22 protein-coding genes, 1 tRNA gene and 1 other RNA gene are annotated in these 21,951 nt (G+C 36.6%); 20 read left to right on the top strand and 4 right to left on the bottom strand.

Features of this window, described 5'->3' with window-relative positions:
- Positions 1–9: 9 nt before the first annotated feature.
- A complete protein-coding gene (whiA, locus tag CWO92_RS03480; protein ID WP_101352815.1) occupies positions 10–963 on the top strand; it encodes a DNA-binding protein WhiA in 954 nt (317 codons plus the stop codon).
- Positions 964–986: 23 nt separating this feature from the next.
- Positions 987–1,244: an HPr family phosphocarrier protein gene (locus tag CWO92_RS03475; protein WP_101352814.1), complete on the top strand. Its 258-nt coding sequence runs from the start codon at positions 987–989 to the stop codon at positions 1,242–1,244.
- 28 nt (positions 1,245–1,272) lie between these two features.
- Here CWO92_RS03475 and clpP read toward each other — a convergent pair whose 3' ends face one another.
- A complete protein-coding gene (clpP, locus tag CWO92_RS03470; RefSeq protein ID WP_101352813.1) occupies positions 1,273–1,872 on the bottom strand; it encodes an ATP-dependent Clp endopeptidase proteolytic subunit ClpP in 600 nt (199 codons plus the stop codon).
- 246 nt (positions 1,873–2,118) lie between these two features.
- Here clpP and CWO92_RS03465 point away from each other — a divergent pair.
- Positions 2,119–2,190: transfer RNA gene (locus CWO92_RS03465), tRNA-Arg, on the top strand.
- A gap of 395 nt (positions 2,191–2,585) precedes the next feature.
- On the opposite strand, the gene CWO92_RS03460 is transcribed toward CWO92_RS03465, so the two are convergent.
- Complete coding sequence (locus tag CWO92_RS03460) at positions 2,586–2,783, bottom strand: hypothetical protein (RefSeq protein WP_101352812.1); 198 nt, start codon at positions 2,781–2,783, stop codon at positions 2,586–2,588.
- A 380-nt stretch (positions 2,784–3,163) separates the two neighbouring features.
- Between CWO92_RS03460 and CWO92_RS26480 the strand changes: the two genes are divergently transcribed.
- Together CWO92_RS26480 and CWO92_RS25225 are read left to right on the top strand one after the other, a co-directional pair.
- Positions 3,164–3,604: a CBO0543 family protein gene (locus CWO92_RS26480; protein ID WP_367593482.1), complete on the top strand. Its 441-nt coding sequence runs from the start codon at positions 3,164–3,166 to the stop codon at positions 3,602–3,604.
- Between the two features lie 154 nt (positions 3,605–3,758).
- A complete protein-coding gene (locus tag CWO92_RS25225) occupies positions 3,759–3,908 on the top strand; it encodes a hypothetical protein (RefSeq protein ID WP_158176352.1) in 150 nt (49 codons plus the stop codon).
- 38 nt (positions 3,909–3,946) lie between these two features.
- Here the strand turns inward: CWO92_RS25225 and CWO92_RS03450 are convergent, their stop codons facing one another.
- Positions 3,947–4,987, bottom strand: coding sequence for a phosphodiester glycosidase family protein (locus CWO92_RS03450; protein WP_101352810.1), 1,041 nt, complete (start codon positions 4,985–4,987; stop codon positions 3,947–3,949).
- A gap of 241 nt (positions 4,988–5,228) precedes the next feature.
- Here CWO92_RS03450 and rpoN point away from each other — a divergent pair, with 241 nt between their 5' ends.
- From rpoN to CWO92_RS03380, 14 genes are all read left to right on the top strand, one after another.
- Positions 5,229–6,560, top strand: a complete 1,332-nt coding sequence (rpoN, locus tag CWO92_RS03445; protein WP_101352809.1) for an RNA polymerase factor sigma-54 — start codon at positions 5,229–5,231, stop codon at positions 6,558–6,560.
- A 17-nt stretch (positions 6,561–6,577) separates the two neighbouring features.
- The gene (locus CWO92_RS03440) at positions 6,578–6,820 is read left to right on the top strand and encodes a glutaredoxin family protein (protein WP_101352808.1); all 243 of its coding nucleotides are present in this window, start codon (positions 6,578–6,580) and stop codon (positions 6,818–6,820) included.
- Between the two features lie 141 nt (positions 6,821–6,961).
- Positions 6,962–7,984, top strand: coding sequence for a sugar-binding transcriptional regulator (locus tag CWO92_RS03435; protein WP_101352807.1), 1,023 nt, complete (start codon positions 6,962–6,964; stop codon positions 7,982–7,984).
- A gap of 64 nt (positions 7,985–8,048) precedes the next feature.
- On the top strand, positions 8,049–9,056 hold the full coding sequence (gap, locus tag CWO92_RS03430; protein ID WP_101352806.1) for a type I glyceraldehyde-3-phosphate dehydrogenase: 1,008 nt from the start codon (positions 8,049–8,051) through the stop codon (positions 9,054–9,056).
- A gap of 260 nt (positions 9,057–9,316) precedes the next feature.
- Entirely contained in the window at positions 9,317–10,501 is a 1,185-nt protein-coding gene (locus tag CWO92_RS03425) for a phosphoglycerate kinase (protein ID WP_101352805.1), read from the top strand.
- A gap of 25 nt (positions 10,502–10,526) precedes the next feature.
- A complete protein-coding gene (tpiA, locus tag CWO92_RS03420; RefSeq protein ID WP_101352804.1) occupies positions 10,527–11,288 on the top strand; it encodes a triose-phosphate isomerase in 762 nt (253 codons plus the stop codon).
- A complete protein-coding gene (gpmI, locus tag CWO92_RS03415) occupies positions 11,281–12,816 on the top strand; it encodes a 2,3-bisphosphoglycerate-independent phosphoglycerate mutase (protein WP_101352803.1) in 1,536 nt (511 codons plus the stop codon). Before tpiA ends, gpmI begins: the two co-directional genes overlap by 8 nt.
- 34 nt (positions 12,817–12,850) lie before the next feature.
- Complete coding sequence (eno, locus tag CWO92_RS03410) at positions 12,851–14,143, top strand: phosphopyruvate hydratase (protein ID WP_101352802.1); 1,293 nt, start codon at positions 12,851–12,853, stop codon at positions 14,141–14,143.
- A 297-nt stretch (positions 14,144–14,440) separates the two neighbouring features.
- A complete protein-coding gene (gene secG, locus CWO92_RS03405; protein ID WP_101352801.1) occupies positions 14,441–14,674 on the top strand; it encodes a preprotein translocase subunit SecG in 234 nt (77 codons plus the stop codon).
- Between the two features lie 192 nt (positions 14,675–14,866).
- On the top strand, positions 14,867–15,613 hold the full coding sequence (locus CWO92_RS03400; protein WP_101352800.1) for an alpha/beta hydrolase: 747 nt from the start codon (positions 14,867–14,869) through the stop codon (positions 15,611–15,613).
- Positions 15,614–15,700: 87 nt separating this feature from the next.
- Positions 15,701–17,995, top strand: coding sequence for a ribonuclease R (gene rnr / locus CWO92_RS03395; protein WP_437177506.1), 2,295 nt, complete (start codon positions 15,701–15,703; stop codon positions 17,993–17,995).
- Positions 17,996–18,117: 122 nt separating this feature from the next.
- Positions 18,118–18,588 (top strand): SsrA-binding protein SmpB, encoded by a 471-nt coding sequence (gene smpB / locus CWO92_RS03390; protein WP_055738844.1) that lies wholly within the window; start codon positions 18,118–18,120, stop codon positions 18,586–18,588.
- Between the two features lie 132 nt (positions 18,589–18,720).
- Positions 18,721–19,082: a transfer-messenger RNA gene (gene ssrA / locus CWO92_RS03385) on the top strand.
- Positions 19,083–19,498: 416 nt separating this feature from the next.
- A complete protein-coding gene (locus CWO92_RS03380) occupies positions 19,499–20,062 on the top strand; it encodes a hypothetical protein (RefSeq protein WP_101352798.1) in 564 nt (187 codons plus the stop codon).
- A gap of 123 nt (positions 20,063–20,185) precedes the next feature.
- Here the strand turns inward: CWO92_RS03380 and CWO92_RS03375 are convergent, their stop codons facing one another.
- On the bottom strand, positions 20,186–21,436 hold the full coding sequence (locus tag CWO92_RS03375) for a DHH family phosphoesterase (protein ID WP_101352797.1): 1,251 nt from the start codon (positions 21,434–21,436) through the stop codon (positions 20,186–20,188).
- Between the two features lie 286 nt (positions 21,437–21,722).
- Between CWO92_RS03375 and CWO92_RS03370 the strand changes: the two genes are divergently transcribed.
- Positions 21,723–21,951, top strand: a 229-nt coding sequence (locus CWO92_RS03370) for a hypothetical protein (protein WP_133120517.1), incomplete at its 3' end; no start/stop codon positions are given.

The raw sequence follows: 21,951 nt of genomic DNA, 5'->3' as shown, positions 1-21,951 counted from the left end.
GTTTTGGGGTTGTCATTTGCATCGGAAACGAAAAAGGAATTAACCAACCTGCAAGTGAAGGATTGCTGTGCGAAGTCGGAGCTTTCTGCACTTATCAGAATGAATGGTTCATTATCTTTTTCTAATAAATTATTAGTAGTGAATGTACAAACAGAAAATGCAGCGATTGCCCGCCGCATATATGTACTGATAAAAAAAATATATGATACCCCCGTAGAATTGCTTGTACGAAAGAAAATGCGGTTGAAAAAGAATAATGTCTATATTGTTCGTTTAAAAAGCATGGCAAAAGCTATTCTGGAGGATCTGAAGATTTTAGGTGAAAATTTCACTTTTGATCACCATATATCGCCAAGTTTAATTAAAAAGAAATGCTGCAAGCGTTCCTATTTGAGAGGAGCATTCCTTGCTGGTGGTTCGGTCAATAATCCTGAAACTTCATCCTATCATTTAGAAATTTCTTCTCAATATAAGGAACATAATGAATCACTTTGTGAATTAATGAATTCATTCGGTTTAAATAGTAAAACATTGGAGAGAAAAAAAGGATATATAACCTATTTAAAAGAAGCAGAAAAAATTACTGAATTCTTGAATGTAGTTGGTGCTCATAATGCATTGCTCCGTTTTGAAGACGTCCGTATTGTTCGCGATATGCGCAACTCTGTGAACAGACTGGTCAATTGTGAAACCGCTAATTTAAATAAGACCATAGGAGCATCTTTAAGACAGGTTGAAAATATTCGATATATCGAATCAACGGTAGGCTTGGAAGTATTGCCGGAAAAGCTGCGGGAAATCGCAGAGCTACGTGTTGCGTACCAAGATGTTACCTTAAAAGAGCTTGGGGAAATGGTATCTGGCGGTACTATAAGTAAGTCTGGTATTAATCACCGGCTTAGAAAAATCGATGAAATTGCGGAAAAGCTTCGTGCCGGAGATTTTTCTGTAACCAATAAATAAAAAAATAGAGAGGGGAGCCAGGAATGGAAGAGAGACAAGTGGAAGTAAAGCGGAAATCCGGATTGCAAGCACGCCCGGCAGCATTGTTTGTTCAGGAGGCAAACCGTTTTTCTTCAGAGGTTTTTTTAGAAAAGGATGGAAAAAAGGTTAATGCTAAAAGCATCATGGGATTAATGAGTCTTGCGGCTGGAGCTGGATCTATTGTTACATTAAGTGCCAATGGACATGATGAAAAAATAGCTGTTCAGGAATTGACCAGATTTATTGAAGATGAAAAGTAAAAAAAAAACGCCTAACAAGGCGTTTTTTTTATTTATTGGAGTCAAGTTCATTACGTGTAATAATATGATCAATAAGACCATATTCTTTTGCTCTTTCAGCGGTCATAAAGTTATCACGATCCGTGTCTTTGCTGATTACATCTAGAGGTTGACCTGTACGTTCAGAAAGGATAGTATTTAGCTTCTCACGTAAGAATAAAATACGTTTAGCAGCAATTTCAATTTCAGTCGCTTGTCCTTGAGCACCGCCTAGTGGCTGGTGAATCATCACTTCACTATTTGGTAATGCATAACGCTTTCCTTTTTGACCTGCAGCAAGTAAAAATGCACCCATGGATGCTGCCATTCCTATACAAATAGTTTGTACGTCGGATTTAATAAACTGCATAGTATCATAAATGGCCATACCTGCAGTGATGCTTCCACCAGGACTATTGATATATAGGGATATATCTTTTTCAGGGTTTTCAGCATCTAAAAATAATAATTGGGCAACGATAGAGTTTGCCACTTGATCATCAATGGCACTGCCGAGCATGATGATTCGATCTTTTAATAATCGGGAATAGATATCGTAGGCACGTTCCCCGCGATTTGTTTGTTCAATAACTGTAGGGATTAAGTTCATACTTTCTCCTCCTCACATTTTTTAATCATTCAGATTAAAACATATCTGAATGGTTTTTAAGGAAATTTAATCCTTATGTACTTTACATCATACACTAATGGTCAATAAAGGTCAAAGGAATCGCTTATATTTCTCAAAAAATATTCCTTTATTCATCTTTAACCAAAATAATTCATTTTAAACCATAAAATAGCTTGCAAATCATTGATTTCTAGACTATAATTATAATCCGTACAGTTCAAATATGCCCTCGTGGTGCAACGGATAGCACGTAAGATTCCGGTTCTTGAGATGTGGGTTCGATTCCTGCCGAGGGCGTTGTTAAGATAATATGAGTTAAATGTTAAAAAAGTTATAAAACACTTATTTTTGTTGATGTATCAGCATTTATAAGTGTTTTTTAATTATATTTGAGAGAATTGGATAGTAAACTATAAAAAAACATTTTTTGCACAACAAGCATTTGCTGATATGTTTGAATTTCTGCTTTTGTAACTGCTTCAAGCAATTTTTTAATGACATGTGCATAATGTCTAAGGGTTGTATCGATTGTTGAATGTCCTAATCGTTCGGAGACATAATTTTAAAGTAATATACTGAGCATGAGAAATAATATATTATGTTTTTATTGGAAAATATCAACAAACTATTGGAAGGTTTAGTTTAATTTAAAAATGCCCGCTCCATGAGAGAGGGGCATTTTTATCTGCATATTACCAGTCTGGGGTTTTACTCTGAGCCTGTGTAACTGCATTTAAAGCAGATGAAATTTCCTTTGCTGCTTCTTTTACAGCTTCCTGTGCAAGGATGGCATCTGAATCGGCTTTTTCGATTGCCTTTGTAAGCATTTCAACTGAGAGTGTTACATTTGCTTTAGCTTGACTTAATTTATTTACATCAAGTTGAGTCATACTTTTCTCTCCTTTTTGTAAAACTTCCATGCTATTTTTACCACTGCCATTATTTTTATTTAAGGAAAAAACTACCGCATTCTTAATGAATTTACATGAAAGTATAAATTAAGTTTTAATCTCCCAGAATTTTTGCTACAAATCAAAAAGTCCTTCTCAATCGAGAGGGGCTTTTATGTTTTTTAAAGATAAGAATACTAAGCTAAGGAGATAGCCTATTTATTCATATTTTAAGCTTTTGAAAGAGTTATTTAATCATCCTAATGATTTGTAAACTTAAGAATTGTGATTAGGATAATAAAAATAGATAAATAATACTAATGTAATTCAAACATTTTCTAATTTTTTTATAAGAGGTAATTAAATTGCTTTTAACCTACATGATTACAATGATGTTCTGGGTCATTATTATTTTTTCTAAAAAAAGAATTTCCAATTTAGAAATGTACACCACTACACTTTTTGCTTTATATTTTGAAGCTATGGTTAATGTATATCTTGATTTGAAGTACGACCTTTTTGGTTATTTCCATAAAGGAGTAGATTGGGCAACACTCCCTATTATTACATTGCTATACCCTGCAGTAAATATCTTGTTCTTAAATTTTTATCCATATAAAAGATCTACCTTCATAAAAGCATTATATATATTACTTTCTTCAATCATTTCAATCTTCTTTGAATGGGTGTTTTTACAAACTTCATTTTTCTACTACAATAGTTGGAAACTTTGGTATTCTTTACTACTTTACCCAATTATTTTTATAACACTTCTTGCTAATCTTAAGTTAATAAGATTTTTTCAAAGTAAAGACCAATAAAAATTCGTTTCATTTAATAACCTTTTAATTATGATCTAAAAATCCTATAAATCAACCCCTTATTAAGGTAGAAAGAGTTGGAGAGGATTATTTTCGTGCGTATTGCTTCACACGAAGTAAGGTTCGAACTTTTAGTATAAGGGGTGTATAAATTGTGGCTTTAGATAAAATTAAAGATTGCGGAACTAAGCATGGGCAGCATATTATTGTACGCTTTTTTAGAGACACTAAAAAAGAAAGCCCGAAAAGTTTTACTGACGTAAAATCTTCGGGCTACTTATTATTTATTTGGGTTTTGACCTAGCATCTTTTTTTGTTTTATTGAAAAATGGGGTTTCTTCTTTAGTGTGGGATAACTACCCAAGCATTTGGCAAATACCGCATTCCAACAGCAGTATCTGTTGCAGGCTTTAGTTGTAAAGTATCTTTAAATATCATTGTCGTAGATCCGCCGCCATCCATTGCAATCGCATTTTTTACTTGATACTTTTCAAACATTTGGACCATATCCGACATAGAAGCACCACGATGTGTTTTATTCCAATAAAAGCGGCCATCAGTGATAATCATGATTATTTTTCCATCTTTTGCTTGACCAATGGCTGTGCGCGGAGCCCATCCCCACGCTTCATTGATTGCCGGAGTAACTCGATTAACACCATTAACTATTAATTGAGGTCCAAAGCTGACTGCATCCGTAACACCAAGATTCAATAATTGGTTGACCGAATATTTCCCAGTAATAAATTGACCGTTTTTTAGAAATCCACCAACTAGCTTGGGCGTATTTCGATTTTCTCTTGGTGCAGCGAGAACATTTCCTTGGCTAATAACTATTCCAGTGGCTTTTCCGCCTGAACCTGTTCCTCCTTGATCCGCAAAACCTCCACCGTTAATACCGGCAATTCCTTCATTCTCGGTTATTAATTCAGAGAGTGGCTGCCCTTTACCGGATAATTTTGACTGGACTAAATGAACAGTGGTTGGGTCGGAAATGACTAAAATTTTAGCAGTATAGTTTGCTGTATTAATGGTATCCACATGAACATCCAGCTTGGGAGCTGAAGAATCCGTACTAACGCTGGCAACTGCCGTTTGGAAAGTTGGTGGATGGTAAAATGCCTTTTTCAGTTTATTAATTTCAGATTGTGGGAGTAAAAATCCCATATATTTCACATAGCGGGCATGCTGAGTAGACAACACAGATCCGACTAACATCTTTCTAATTTGTAGACCTTTATTCGTTCCATATAAAAATCCGCTTCCTAAAACAAAGACGGCGATGCATGCAATGATAATTCGTGGCCAAAACCGTTTTCTTATGTTTTTGCGATTACGATTAATACGCGAAAGGTTCTGGTTTTCACTATTTAATTGGTTCATACTGACTCTCCTTAGTAAAATTAAAAACAGTCAATGTTACTAGTATATTGTACCTATAAAACATTTAAAGTGCCAATCTACTTTTTGGAAAAAAACAGAGGCATGAATAAACAATGTCTGGAAACCTTTTGAACATCACTTACCGTAGTAATATCATGTCATTTTGTCGCGGTAAAAAAGAAAAGAATATACGAAACCAGTAATCTATTGTAAAATAAAAATCAAGAAAGGGGTTGTTTTGATGGATTTACAGGTAGGATTGTGGCAGCAACAATCATTAAAGCTGACCATGACACAGGAATTGACACAGGCCATTCAAATTTTACAATATTCAGCCCAGGAATTGTCTTCTTTTTTAGAAACCAAAGCGCTGGAAAACCCCCTTATACAGTTAGAACATTCCAATATAAAATTAATGGACCCTCATTTTGATTATACGAAGAAAAGCAAATTCAGAACGATTGAAAGAGATGATAAAGATTGGGTACAGCAAATTGCCCATAAATCCGGTTCATTGCAAGAGTACTTATTATTTCAAGCACATTTGAAAGCGCTAACAAATACAGAAGAAAAAGTTATTCATTGTCTCATCCACAGCCTGGATGCAAACGGGTACTTAACTATTGAAAAAAAGGAATTAATAGAAACATTAGGGGTAAAGGAAGAAGTTATTATTGAGGGGATTCATTTACTTCAATCATTTGAACCTGCAGGTATTGGTGCACAAAGCTTGCAAGAATGTTTATATTTGCAAGCTAAAAGACAAGAGAAATGTCCAATAGTAGTGATTGATATTCTTCGCGATTATTTTATGGAGTTTGCAGATAAAAAGTGGAAAATAATCGCGAAGAAATTGAATGTTGATATCCAACAGATTCAAGAAGCGTCGGATTTTATTCAAACCCTTGATCCGCGACCTGGTTCGCATTTTACAACCGAACGCCCTCAATATGTAGTTCCTGATTTAATTGTAACTAGTGAACAAGGGATTCTAGATGTACATCTTCTAGAAAGGCATGTTCCAAAAGTGCAATTTCAGAGGGATTATTATACAATGATGTCATCTTATAGGGATGTTCAAGTAAAGCAATTTTTAAAAGAAAAGGCCCATGATTTTCAATGGTTAATGAAGGGCTTAGAACAGCGGAAAGAAACACTGTTAAAAGTCGGACGTTCGATATTACAAAAGCAAATGGACTTCTTTTTTAAAGGAAAGGGACATTTAAAGCCAATGACAATGAGGGAAGTGGCAGATGACATTGGAACTCATGAATCAACTGTCAGCAGGGCAGTTCGGGAAAAATATATACAAACACCGTTTGGGACATTCGAGCTAAAATATTTTTTCTCATCTGCACTAAATAGTGCAGATGAGAAAAATGCATCTGCTGTTCAAGTAAAAGATAAAATCGTCCATTTAATACAACAGGAAGACAAACTTACCCCCCTATCCGATCAGGCCATTGTTGCGGCTTTGCAGCAAGAAGGTATCATGGTGTCGAGGAGAACAATTGCAAAATATCGAGATCAACTCAATATTTTGCCCTCATCGAAAAGAAGACGTTTTGTATAAGGAAGGAGTTTTATTCTTTGCAGCAAGTTGTGTTTTATACAAGGAAAAAATGCCATCTTTGTGAAGATGCAAAGCAAATTCTCGACCTTCTTCAGGATGATTATTTATTTGAGATTGTGGAGAGGGATATTGAGAGTAATGATGAATGGATCGAAACGTACGGTCTGATGATCCCGGTCATTGAAATCGAAGGGGAAGTTGTGCAATATGGGCAAATTGATCCTTTTACGATAAGTAAACGTTTGCAGCAAAAAAATTGATGCTTCCTAGTTGAATTATAAAAATACCCTTGCTAAAATAAGAACTGTAGCAAGGGTATTTTTTTTCGAATAGATGGGACACAATATGTCTATCTGGGACGCTTTTTGACCCGATAATAATAAACAAGGGGAAAATTTTAGATGTACTCATTAATTGAGGTTCAAAAAAAATTATTACCCGATTTACTTTCCACTATGCAAAAACGATACCAAATCCTAAAATCCATTTATTTTATGGAGCCAGTCGGAAGAAGAACATTGGCAAGTGAACTAGGGCATTCGGAACGTGTACTTCGCAGTGAAGTAGAGTTTTTGAAAGATCAAAAGTTGATTTCCATTCAATCATCCGGTATGAGTGTAACAAAGCTTGGATTAAAAGTGTTACAGGATTTGGAAAGTATGATGCGAGAGATTTCGGGGATTAATGAAATGGAAGAACAATTAAAAAGGATATTGAACCTACAAGAAGTTGTTATAGTCGCTGGAGACAGCGATGAAACCCCATGGGTAAAAGGTGAGCTTGGAAGAGCTTGTGCCGTAAGAATGAAAGAACATCTTGAAGGGAAAAATATCATAGCTGTAACAGGTGGAACAACCATGGCCACTGTTGCTGATATGTTGACAACAGATTTTACCGAGAAGGAAATTGTTTTCGTGCCGGCAAGAGGTGGTATAGGCGAAGATGTCAAAAACCAAGCTAACACAATTTGCGCTAAGATGGCAGAAAATACTGGTTCCACACATCGTGTCCTCTATGTGCCTGATCAAGTAAGTAAGGAAGTATATGAATCCATTGTGAAAGAGCCGATGATAAAAGAGGTTCTTAGCCTCATAAAAAATGCCAATATGGTTTTGCATGGTATTGGGGAGGCTCATACGATGGCAAAAAGGCGAAAAACCAAAGAAGAGGACATGAAAAAGATTATAGATGGCCATGCTGTTGGAGAGGCATTCGGATATTATTTTAATGAAGCGGGCGAAATCGTACATAAGGTTCCAACGATTGGTCTCCAGTTAAAAGACTTGCCGAATGTTGAAAATGTTTTAGCCGTTGCAGGTGGAGCATCGAAAGCAAAGGCAATCAAAGCATTTATGAATGCTACCACCAAATCAACCGTACTAATCACGGATGAAGGTGCAGCAAAAGAAATTCTTAATTTATAGCTTTTAAAAGGGATTACCCTTTTGAAATAAAATATCTGTTTATAATCCAAAGGAGGAAATATAAATGACAGTAAAAGTTGGTATTAATGGTTTTGGTCGTATCGGTCGTAATGTTTTTCGTGCAGCATTAAAAAATCCTAATGTGGAAATCGTAGCAGTTAACGATTTAACAGATGCAAATATGCTTGCACATCTTCTTCAATATGACAGTGTTCACGGAACTCTTGAAGAAAAAGTAACAGTTGATGGGGATAGCCTAGTAGTAGGTGGTCATAAAGTAAAAGTTCTTGCTGAACGTGATCCAGCACAACTAGGCTGGGGAGACCTAGGTGTAGAAATCGTTGTTGAATCTACTGGTCGTTTCACAAAACGTGCAGATGCAGCAAAACATTTAGAAGCAGGCGCTAAAAAAGTAATCATCTCTGCACCAGCAACGGATGAAGATATTACAGTTGTTATGGGTGTTAACGAAGATAAATATGATCCACAAAATCATAACGTTATTTCAAATGCTTCTTGTACAACGAACTGTCTTGCTCCATTTGCAAAAGTTCTTCATGAAAAATTTGGTATCAAACGCGGTATGATGACTACTGTTCACTCATACACAAATGATCAACAAATTCTTGATTTACCACATAAAGATTATCGTCGTGCTCGTGCAGCAGCTGAAAACATTATTCCTACAACAACAGGTGCAGCAAAAGCAGTTGCACTTGTATTACCTGAACTAAAAGGTAAATTAAACGGTATGGCTATGCGTGTACCTACTTCAAACGTTTCTGTAGTTGATTTAGTTGCAGAACTTGACAAAACAGTTACTGCTGAAGAAGTAAATGCTGCATTGAAAGAAGCTGCTGAAGGCGAATTAAAAGGAATTCTTGCGTATACAGATCTTCCATTAGTATCTAAAGACTACAATGGTGTACCAGTTTCTTCTACTGTAGATGGATTATCTACTATGGTATTAGATAATAACATGGTAAAAGTTCTTTCTTGGTATGATAACGAAACAGGTTATTCTAACCGTGTAGTAGACTTAGCTGATTACATTGCTCAAAAAGGACTATAATATCCAATAATATGACACATCAATTCGATATATGTGTTATACTTTTTGAAGAATTGATGGATATTTAACATCCCTACATTTATAATGAAAAAGGGAGCAACAGGGGGAGCGGGGAACATTCCCCACTCCTTTTTTTGTTAAGACTTTATCATACACACGCACTTCTGTTATTCGTACAGAAAGTCTTTTTATGTGAATGTGTATGGTTATAGGTTAACAATAATCCATAATATATCCTTATTAGAAGGAGGCTGAATAAGTTGAACAAGAAATCAATTAAAGATATCGATTTAGCTGGAAAGCGTGTATTTTGCCGTGTAGACTTTAACGTTCCACTTGAAAATGGAAATGTTACCGATGATACGCGAATTCGTGCTGCATTACCAACTATCCAATATTTAATGGACCAAGGTGCTAAGGTTATCCTTGCTAGCCATTTAGGACGTCCGAAGGGAAAAGTGGTAGAAGAATTAAGATTAACTCCTGTAGCAAAACGCCTTAGCGAGTTACTAAAAAAAGATATACGTAAATCAAATGAAGCTTATGGAGAAATCGCCAAGAGTGATGTTGAGAAACTAGAAAATGGTGATGTGCTTCTTCTTGAAAATGTTCGTTTCTATCCAGGTGAAGAAAAAAATGACCCTGAGCTTGCAAAAGCATTTGCTGAATTAGCGGATATTTACGTTAACGATGCATTTGGTGCAGCACATCGTGCTCATGCATCAACAGAAGGAATTGCTAAATACTTGCCAGCAGTTGCCGGTTTCCTAATGGAAAAAGAATTAGAAGTACTTGGTAAAGCTTTATCCAACCCTGAACGTCCTTTTACAGCTATTATTGGTGGCGCAAAAGTAAAAGACAAAATCGGTGTAATCGAAAATCTCCTTGAAAAAGTCGACAACTTAATTATTGGCGGCGGTTTAGCTTACACATTTGTTAAAGCTAAAGGATATGAAATCGGTAAATCCTTATTAGAAGAAGATAAAATCGAATTAGCCAAGTCATTTATGGAAAAAGCAAAACAAAAAAATGTGAATTTCTATATGCCAGTAGATGTAGTCGTAGCAGATGACTTCTCCGATTCAGCAAATAAAAAAGTTGTATCCATTGAAGATATTCCTGCAGACTGGGAAGCTTTAGATATAGGTCCAAAAACGGTTGAACGATATAAAGAGGTCATTCAAAATTCTAAGCTTGTGATTTGGAATGGACCGATGGGAGTATTTGAATTAGACTCCTTTGCAAATGGTACAAAAGGTGTGGCCCAAGCTCTAGCTGATGCGAATGATACATACTCCGTTATTGGTGGTGGAGATTCAGCTGCTGCAGTTGAAAAATTCAACCTAGCAGATAAGATGGACCATATTTCAACAGGTGGCGGTGCATCTCTTGAATTTATGGAAGGAAAAGTTCTTCCAGGTGTAGCGGCATTGAACGATAAGTAATTCTTTAGAGAAAGGAAGATGGAAGATGCGTAAGCCAATTATCGCAGGGAACTGGAAAATGTTTAAAACATTACCGGAAGCTACTTCTTTTGCTCAAGAGGTAAAAGGCCTTGTTCCAAGTAATGATGTAGTAGATTCTGTTATTTGTTCACCAGCATTGTTCCTTGAGCGTTTAGTGGAAACTACTAAGGATTCAAATGTAAAAATTGGTGCACAAAATATGCACTTCGAAGAAAGCGGTGCTTTTACAGGGGAAATCAGTCCAAGAGCATTAGAAGATTTAGGTGTGGATTATGTTATTCTAGGACATTCTGAACGCCGCGAAATGTTTAATGAGACAGATGATGCTGTTAATAAAAAAGTGCTATCTGCTTTTAAATATCATTTAATCCCTATCGTTTGTGTTGGTGAAACATTAGCACAGCGTGAAAATAATGAAACAAAAGAGCTAGTTGGTTCACAAGTAAAAAAAGCTTTAACAGGTCTTACAGAAGATCAAGTAAAACAAACGGTTATTGCTTATGAACCAATCTGGGCAATTGGTACAGGGAAATCTTCAACTGCAGAAGATGCAAATGAAGTATGCGCCCATATCCGCAGTGTTGTTGCAGAAAACTTTTCACAAGATGCTGCAAATGCTATTCGCATTCAATATGGCGGAAGTGTGAAGCCTGCAAATATCAAAGAATATATGTCACAACCGGATATTGATGGGGCTTTAGTTGGCGGTGCCAGCTTAGAACCACAATCATTTTTACAGCTTTTGGAGGCGGTAAGCCATGAGTAAATCTCCAGTTGCACTCATCATTTTGGATGGGTTTGGTCTTCGCAGTGAAACAAAAGGTAATGCTGTAACACATGCGAAAAAACCAAATTTTGACCGCTATTGGAATGAATTCCCTCATAATACTCTTACAGCAAGCGGCGAAGCAGTTGGATTACCAGAAGGTCAAATGGGAAACTCCGAAGTTGGGCATCTTAACATAGGTGCTGGCCGTATTGTATATCAAAGCTTAACTAGAGTAAATGTGGCGATTCGTGAAGGTGAATTCGAAAAAAACCCAACTCTTGTAGAAGCTGCCCGACATGCGAAAAAGAACGGAACCGCACTTCACCTCTTCGGACTTTTATCGGATGGCGGTGTACACAGCCATATTAATCATATGTTTGCTTTACTAAAATTAGCTGCTGATGAAGGTCTAGATAAGGTTTATGTTCATGCTTTCTTAGACGGACGTGATGTTGGTCCCAAAACAGCTGCTAAGTATATTAAAGAAACACAAGAAAAGTTCAAGGAATATGGTGTTGGAGAATTTGCGACTATTTCTGGCCGTTACTATTCTATGGATCGCGATAAACGCTGGGAACGTGTAGAAAAATCCTATCGTGCAATGGTATACGGTGAAGGTCCTACTTATACAGATCCATTACAGCTTGTAGAGGATTCTTATGAGCATGGAATTTTAGATGAGTTCGTTATTCCTTCTGTTATCACAAAGGAAAATGGAGAGCCGGTTGCTACTATTCAGGATAATGATTCCGTTATTTTCTATAACTTCCGTCCTGACCGTGCAATTCAAATCTCAAACACATTTACGAATGATGATTTCCGTTCATTCGACCGTGGACCTAAACATCCTAAAAATTTATATTTTGTATGTATGACACTTTTCTCTGAATCTGTTGATGGTTATGTTGCTTTTAAACCAGTAAATCTTGATAATACACTTGGTGAAGTTTTATCACAAAATGGTTTAAAACAGCTTCGAATTGCTGAGACAGAAAAATATCCGCATGTTACATTCTTTATGAGCGGCGGACGTGAAGCAGAGTTCCCAAGTGAAACAAGAATCTTAATTAATTCACCAAAGGTAGCTACTTATGACCTAAAACCTGAAATGAGTGCTTATGAAGTAACAGAAGCATTATTAGATCAGATCCAACATGATAAACAAGATGCGATTATTTTAAACTTTGCTAATCCTGATATGGTTGGTCATTCAGGAATGCTTGAACCAACAGTAAAAGCAATTGAAGCGGTTGATGAATGCCTTGGAAAAATTGTTGATTTGATTCTTGAAAAAGGCGGGACAGCAATTATTACAGCTGACCATGGTAATGCGGATGAGGTAGTGACTCTTGAAGGACAACCAATGACAGCACATACAACCAATCCTGTTCCAGTTATTGTAACGAAAAAAGGAATTGAATTGCGTGATGGCGGTATTCTAGGTGATTTAGCGCCAACAATGCTTGATTTATTAAATGTTGAAAAACCTAAAGAAATGACAGGTTCTACATTAATTAAACATTAATTTAATTTTGAAAGAAAAAGGAGATTGAAAAATTATGCCACATATTACAGAAGTATATGCACGTGAAGTATTAGATTCCCGCGGTAACCCAACTGTTGAAGTAGAAGTTTATACACAATCAGGAGCATTCGGCCGTGCCTTAGTACCAAGCGGTGCTTCCACTGGTGAATACGAAGCAGTAGAACTTCGTGACGGTGATAAAGACCGTTACATGGGCAAAGGTGTTCAACAAGCAGTAAAACATGTAAACGAAGTAATTGCAGAAGCAATTATCGGTTATGATGTAACAGAGCAAGTATTAATCGATAAAGTGTTAATCGAATTAGATGGCACAGAAAATAAAGGAAAATTAGGTGCTAACGCAATCCTTGGTGTTTCCATGGCAGTAGCTCGTGCAGCTGCAGACTTCCTTGGAGTAGAATTATATCAATATCTTGGCGGTTTCAATGCTAAGCAACTACCTACACCAATGATGAATATCGTAAACGGTGGAGAGCATGCTGATAACAACGTAGATATTCAAGAATTCATGATCATGCCTGTAGGTGCACCTACTTTCAAAGAAGCACTTCGCATGGGTGCAGAAGTTTTCCATAACCTAAAATCAGTATTAAAAGCAAAAGGCTTAAATACAGCTGTAGGTGACGAAGGTGGTTTCGCTCCTAACTTAGGATCTAACGAAGAAGCTCTTCAAACAATCATCGAAGCAATCGAAAAAGCTGGCTACAAACCAGGTGAAGACGTTATGCTTGCAATGGATGCTGCATCTTCTGAATTCTATAATAAAGAAGACGGTAAATACCATTTATCAGGTGAAGGTGTTGTAAGAACATCTGCTGAAATGGTTGACTGGTACGAAGAGCTTGTATCTAAATATCCAATTATCTCTATCGAAGACGGTCTAGATGAAAATGACTGGGAAGGTCATAAACTTCTAACAGAACGCCTTGGCAAAAAAGTACAATTAGTTGGTGACGATTTATTCGTTACAAATACGAAAAAATTAGCAGAAGGTATTAAAAATGGTGTTGGTAACTCCATTCTTATCAAAGTTAACCAAATCGGTACATTAACAGAAACATTCGATGCTATTGAAATGGCAAAACGTGCTGGTTACACAGCTGTTGTTTCTCACCGTTCTGGTGAAACAGAAGATACAACTATTGCAGATATTGCTGTTGCAACAAACGCTGGTCAAATCAAAACAGGTGCACCATCTCGTACTGACCGCGTTGCGAAATACAACCAATTACTTCGCATCGAAGACCAACTTGGCGAAACAGCACAATACCTTGGAAGAAATTCATTCTATAACCTATCTAAATAATAGGACAAAATGGGACGAAGGGTCAGACCCCTTGTCCCATTTTTATTTGGGATGAAGGGTCTGACCCTAGGTTATGCCGAAAAAAGCCGAAGTATGGTGCCCGAAAAAAAGTAAACAAACAATTACTATTCTTAGCAAAACTGAAATGATAGTATATGCATACTCATAAAATATCATTGTATCTATTTCTTTGTTATGATACATTTAATATATCTATTGTGTTCCGGATGCTAACTTAGATTGGACAACCGTCTAAAATCAGCATTCTGCGATTGTTCTTTCAGGAGGTGGGTCTTCGTGCATACATTATTTTTGACCTTATTAATTATTGATGCGGTTGCTTTAATTATTGTTGTATTATTACAATCAAGTAAAAGTGCTGGTCTTTCAGGAGCTATTTCCGGTGGAGCGGAGCAACTTTTCGGTAAACAAAAAGCTCGTGGTATGGATTTAGTGCTTCATAGAATCACAATTGTGCTTGCTGTTTTATTTTTCATATTTGCATTGGCAGTTTCTATTTTCGGAGAATAAGAAGAGAGTACTCAACCTGGCCACAAGAGGTCAGGTTTTTTTATACATAGCAATATGCTACAATAACAGCTTCCACAGAGAAGAGTCTATTCTTATTAATAAACGAAGAATTAAGCGTATTTCTGGAATGTTTACACATACTCTGTTAAAAATAATATGGGAACGAATTGAAATAAAAGGAGTTTGTACATAATGAAAATAGTAGCACCTAAGCCATTTACATTTGAAGGAGGAAAAAGAGCCGTATTACTTCTCCATGGTTTCACCGGCAGCTCTGCAGATGTTCGAATGCTAGGAAGATTTTTAGAGAAAAAGGGCTATACATGCCATGCACCTATTTATAAGGGACATGGTGTACCACCGGAGGAACTGGTTCACACAGGTCCGGAAGATTGGTGGCAGGATGTTCTAGGAGGCTATGAGTATCTTAAGGAAAAAGGCTATGAGGAAATTGCAGTAGCCGGCTTATCACTAGGTGGAGTATTTTCCCTGAAATTGGGTTACACTGTAGCAGTAAAGGGTATAATTCCTATGTGTGCACCTATGTACATTAAGAGTGAAGAAACCATGTATAACGGAGTAGTAGATTACGCTCGTCAATATAAAAAACTAGAAGGAAAAAGCCAAGAACAAATAGAGATCGAAATCGAAGAATTTAAAAAAACACCGATGGGAACGTTGAAAGCATTACAAGAGCTAATAGCAGATGTTCGTAAAAATGTTGACATGATTTATGCTCCAACCTTTGTCGTCCAAGCTAGACAAGATGAAATGATCAATACAGATAGTGCCAATATTATCTATAATGAGGTCGAATCAGACAATAAGCAGATAAAATGGTACGAGGAATCTACCCATGTCATTACTCTAGGAAAAGAAAAAGAACAGCTGCATGAGGATGTTTATCAGTTTTTAGAGACATTAAATTGGACTGTCTGAGTGAAAACACGAACAATGTTCCCAATGACGGAGGGATAAAATTTGGAAGAAAACATACTTTCACGGGTTGACCGTATTTTACATTATATGAGAGATGAGACATATAAGCCTTTAACTGTGCAGGAACTTGAAGCTGCATTTGGTATTGAGGATTCTACAGATTTTAAAGACTTTGTAAAAACACTCGTTTATATGGAAGAAAAGGGATTAGTGGTTAGAACAAGAAGTAACCGCTATGGACTCCCAGAAAAAATGAATCTAGTAAGAGGTAAGCTATCTGGACATGCAAAGGGATTTGCGTTTGTCACGCCTGAAGAACCGGGGTATGATGATATTTTCATCCCTCCGCATGAAACCAATGATGCTATGCATGGAGATATTGTGCTTGTTCGTGTCTCTGCTGAAAGTTCAGGTGCCAGACGGGAAGGTACTGTCGTTCGAATTTTAGAGCGAGCTATTAAAGAAGTCGTCGGAACCTATACGGAAAGCAAATATTTTGGTTTTGTTATTCCAGATGATAAGAAGCTGGACAGTGATATTTTTATCCCGAAAAATGCTAATGCGGGTGCAGTAGAGGGACATAAGGTAGTGGTTCGCTTAACCTCCTATCCAGAAGGAAGAAAAAATGCGGAAGGAGAAGTAATTCAAATCCTTGGTCATAAAAATGATCCTGGAGTAGATATACTCTCGATTATACATAAATATGGTCTACCTCTAGGGTTTCCACAAGAGGTATTAGATCAAGCCAATGCAGTGCCTGACACGATTGATGAGAGCGAAATCGGCAACCGCCGCGACTTGCGGGGTGAGATGATTGTGACCATTGATGGGGCAGATGCAAAGGATTTGGATGATGCTGTTACTGTAACAAAACTGGAAAATGGTCATTATAAACTTGGTGTTCATATCGCAGATGTTAGTCATTATGTAACAGAAGGCTCTCCGATTGACAAAGAAGCATATGAAAGAGGGACTAGTGTTTACTTAGTGGACCGTGTTATTCCAATGATTCCGCATCGCTTATCAAATGGAATTTGTTCCTTAAATCCGAAAGTAAATCGTTTTACACTCTCTTGTGAAATGGAAATCAATGATCAAGGTGAAGTGGTCAGTCATGAAATTTTTGAAAGTGTCATTAAAACAACGGAAAGAATGACCTACGCAGATGTTAATAAGATTTTAGTAGAGAAAGATGAGGAACTGAGGAATCATTATAAAGCATTGGTTCCAATGTTCGAAACAATGGAAGAACTGGCTGGCATCCTTCGAAAGAAAAGAATGCTTCGGGGTGCTATCGACTTTGATTTTAAAGAAGCAAAGGTTATTGTAAATGAAGAGGGCAAACCTACAGATGTCGTGACTAGAGAACGTTCTGTAGCAGAAAGATTAATTGAAGAGTTTATGCTTGCGGCTAATGAAACCGTGGCAGAGCATTTTCATTGGCTTGAAGTGCCATTTATGTACCGAATTCATGAAGATCCAAAGGCAGAAAAGCTCCAGCGCTTTTTTGAATTCATTACAAACTTTGGACTGATTGTCAGAGGAACTGCAAACTCTGTTCATCCGAGGGCACTTCAGGAAATTATTGAAGCGGTGCAAGGAAAACCAGAGGAAATGGTTGTTTCCACCGTCATGTTAAGGTCGATGCAACAGGCAAAATACGATCCAGAAAGTCTAGGACATTTTGGATTATCAACACAGTTCTATACTCACTTCACATCACCGATTCGTCGTTATCCGGATTTAATTGTGCATCGTTTAATCCGCACCTATTTAATAGATGGAAAATTAGATGAAGCTACACGTGCAAAATGGGATGCTATTCTACGTGAAATTGCCGATCATACATCTAAAATGGAACGAAGAGCAGTAGATGCTGAACGTGAGACAGATGAATTGAAAAAGGCAGAATTCATGGAAGATAAAATTGGAGAAGAATTTGATGGAATTATCAGTTCGGTCACCAATTTTGGAATGTTTGTGGAACTGCCGAACACCATTGAAGGTCTTGTGCACGTAAGTTATATGACAGATGATTATTATCGCTACGACGAGCGCCAATATGCTATGATTGGGGAGAGGACGGCAAATGTCTTCCGTATTGGCGATGAAATAACCGTTCGAGTTATCAAAGTAAATAAAGATGAACATGATATTGATTTTGAAATTGTTGGGATGAAAAATAACCGACCACGTCGAAGCCCAGATGATAAACCACATATTGTGAAAGTTCGCGGTCACAAAAAGGATTCAAAGCAAAAAGGTCCAGGTAATGAAGAAAAAGAGGGAGAATGGTCTAACCGTCCACCTCAAGCAAAAAAGAAGAAGAAAAAGTCATTCTCTAATAAACCAAAGAATAATCGCAACAAGAAAAGAAAATAAGAAACGTGAAAGCGCCTGTGACATTCCCGTAGCTGATAGGTGCTGAAACTAGACCATAAAATGTAGTTCCAGGCACTTATAAGTGCCTGGCCATCGTAACAGTGTAGAATGGGGGAGTCAGAATGCCAAAAGGGGAAGGCAAGGTTGTGGCCCAAAATAAAAAGGCTGGCCATGATTATTTTATTGAAGAAACATACGAAGCTGGGATCGTACTGCAAGGAACGGAGATAAAGTCGATTCGAGCTGGAAGGGTTAATTTAAAAGATTCGTTTGCACGTATTCATAAAGGCGAAGTATTTCTTTACAATATGCACATTAGTCCATATGAGCAAGGGAATCGTTATAATCACGATCCACTAAGAACAAGAAAGCTTCTGCTTCATCGCAAACAAATTAATAAATTGATTGGTGAAACGAAAGAACAAGGTTATGCGCTTGTTCCGTTGAAGATGTATTTAAAAGATGGATTTGCGAAAGTTCTAATTGGACTGGGAAAAGGGAAAAAGAATTACGATAAACGCGAAGACTTAAAGAAAAAAGAAGCAAAACGTGAGATAGAAAAGGCATTTAAAGCGAAGCAGCAACAATACTGATGAAGGATACAAAAATTTACAATTGAAATAATCGATAAACATGTTATAATAGTACATGTAGCCAGTTCGTAAGTTATTTTTTGTAGCACTTAGCTCATGAGGATTGGTCCTAAATCCCAATATTTTATATATGGGGACGTTACGGATTCGACAGGGGTAGTTTGAGCTTGAGTTGCGAGCCGAGGGGTCGACCTCGTAAAAACGCAAGCCTAAATATAACTGGCAAATCTAAACAAAACCTAGCTTTAGCTGCCTAATAAGCACTAAGCTGATCCTCCCTCCATCGCCCATGTGGTAGGGTCAGGGTCTCAACTTAAGTGGGATACGCCGGACGTCCTCCGCCTGGGGACTATGGAAGAGCACAATCAGGCTAGCATCTCGGACGCCTGTCGGTAGGCATAAGAGGATGCGAAACCAAAATATATCGACTACGCTCGTAGAAGCTTAAGTGGCAATATTTCTGGACGTGGGTTCGATTCCCACCGTCTCCACCAAATACATACTTGGTGGATTTTTTATTATTGTAACGAAAAAGCATAAAATTTCAGTTTGGAAACTTTATGCTTTATTTTTTTTTTGGAAACTTTATATTTGATGATATTATTGAACTTCCTCAGTTTAATACGATTTTCTCCCGAATACTTTTTCGCAGGTTTTCAACCTTTGGTAAAGACGATTTAACTGCGAAGATTTCAAATCATTTTGGCTTCGCGAAGGCATGGTAAAATAAAGGGGTAAATGAAAAATACTCTACCTGAACCTTGCATTCCGAAATTTTGTCGGGATGGCATAATCGCTAAGCCCACCATACCTAAAACAAAGATAAATGTAATCTAATTGCTCTAACTAATATAAAACCATCAGTTGATGACAAGAATTCATTATGAATGAAATGGGGGAAAAGCTATAGATGAAAAGAGCTTCTATACAGGATAAGTTTTATATCGGAATTATTTTCTTTTCCGTTATCTATTTGGTAATAAGAATATTCATGTTTATATTAATTACGAAATTTGATATTATAATATATTCAAAAGCATTAAATATTAATTTGACTCACATCGCATGGTTTATGGACATTTTTACACCGTTAGTAACCTCATTTGCTCTATTCTATTTATATAAATCAAGAATCCCTTCTTTAATTCCTTTTATTATCATGCTGATATCGATATTTAAACTATATCCACTATTTGCATTTTCGAGTGATTATTTGTCTGTTGATAACAACGTAACTACTGGGAATTACATAATATCAAATCATCAATCAACTGGAGTCGGCGATGGAAGTGCGTACCTTACGATTTTCGTCTATAAAGAGAAATTTCCTTTGCTTTATACTAAACAGGGAAGATATTCAGCATATATTCCTTCTTCTAGCACAACCTATAAAAATTATAATAGTGGTAAGTATACTATTCTTAAAGGTGGAAAAATACTATCTTATGGGGACTTTAGTATACCTTTAAAATAAATCCAGATTTGACTTAAAGGTATACGATGTTCATATTAACTTTTACATAAACGTAGAAAAAGCTACAATTTGTTTTTTTACATAGATAAAGTGCAGATCTCTTATTAGAGACCTGCACTCTTTCTATTCCATCTTTTCAAGATTATTAATAAACTTCCCAATCACCTTCTCATAATTCATCTTAATTTCATCTAGCGTCATCGGCAAAGCTTTGGTTAAATGACGCAGATGATCATTATCATACCGGAGCCATGAGGTATAATTCCGCTTAATATAATGCTCTGCGCTCTCATAGGCATCAAAGAATTCATCCAATTTTTTACCATTATGGATAACTTCAAAAGCATTCTCATTTAAGGGACGGATAAAAGAAATATCACCTTTTCTATTTTCATAACATGTACCATATGGAGCTGCTTTAACATTGATTTCGTTTCGATCAGGATCTGGCCTGTGAGGTGGGATAGGAAACACGTTTACTACAAACTTTTCGAATGTTTCCGATGATAAATCACAGCCTGATGCCTTTGGATGGCCGCCGCCTCCGAAGCGGGAGGCAAATTCTGATACATCAATATGATCGTAAATCGTACGAAAGCCTACCTTTTTATTTCCAGCATTAATTAAAATGATCATATCAAGATGGGGATTTAATTTATGTAACGCATTGCCGAGTTCTGATAAATACTGCTCTGCATGGACAATTCCCACACAGTATTCCTCTACATTGGTTTGGACAAGCTGTCGATCTTTAGAATGGATATACCTGTGAATTTTTTTGTCCTCTACGTCTAATAGCAGGTTTTCTGTATCTGTTAAGGTAAAATCATGAGGATGATCTTTTAATCTTTTTAGAAGATTTTCTTCAAAATGTTCCCTATCCATCATATAAAATAAGTCATTTAGACGTTTAGCGGTGACATTATTATTTTCATCCCATTCCCAAGTATCATATTGACGAACTAATTCCACAAATTCATCTAAGGCTTGACTTTTTTGTATTTTATTATGTTCGACAAGATACTCATAGAACAGTGATGTTGCACAAGTTTTCTTGCCGGTGCTATATTCAGGAACAACCATGGACCATTCATATTCATTAAAATGCATGGCAGTGACATGATGGTCAATCATTTGAATAGGATGTCCATTTTGGAATCGTTTCTCTAGCTTTTTTTCGACATGCTCATTAACAGCAAGGTCCGTAATATAAGTCTCCGTATTGTGATAATCGGGATTATCTATGAAGTGCTCCACACGCTGATTTAAATTTCGATAGGAACAGTATGAAACATTTGCATCATCACCAAATGCAAGCTTTGCAACAATTCCACAGCCCAATCCATCTAAATCTATATCCGTAAAAATTTTCATTAAATAAACTCTCCTTATTTTCTTTCATAAAAATTATTTTTAGCTAAGATATGGTTCTTATTCACGTGTAAGTCGTTTTTTATGGACATATTTTGACCTTATAGAACTTCATTCTACTCTACCATTATCAAATTGGATATTATAAAGATATTTATGGTAAATAACGGTAAAATAATAAATATCAATTTTTTCAACAAATTTCGCATAACTAAGTTTATAACAAAGATATCTATGTTATTATGAAACTATTAAAAATAATTATTCTAAAGTAACTAAGGAGGTTATGATGAAAAAACAGGTAATTATTCCTAGTCTTTGTTTTGCTGTATTATCAACTGTGGCGTATGAAAAGGCAATTCATGTATCTGCAGCTGAAACTTCTGTTAATGTTTCGCAAAATAGCGTAAAATTAGCAACTAAATATGTTGATGTAGATTCGAACTCAAGTTTGAACCTTAGGTCAAGTGCATCAACAAAAGGAAAAGTTATCGCCAGTCTAAAAAAGGGTACCCAAG

The sequence above is a fragment of the Heyndrickxia camelliae genome (genome assembly GCF_002844575.1).
GTDB lineage: Bacteria > Bacillota > Bacilli > Bacillales > Bacillaceae_C > Margalitia > Margalitia camelliae.
Note: the sequence above shows the minus strand (reverse complement) of the source record. Positions and strands in the feature narration are given on the sequence as shown.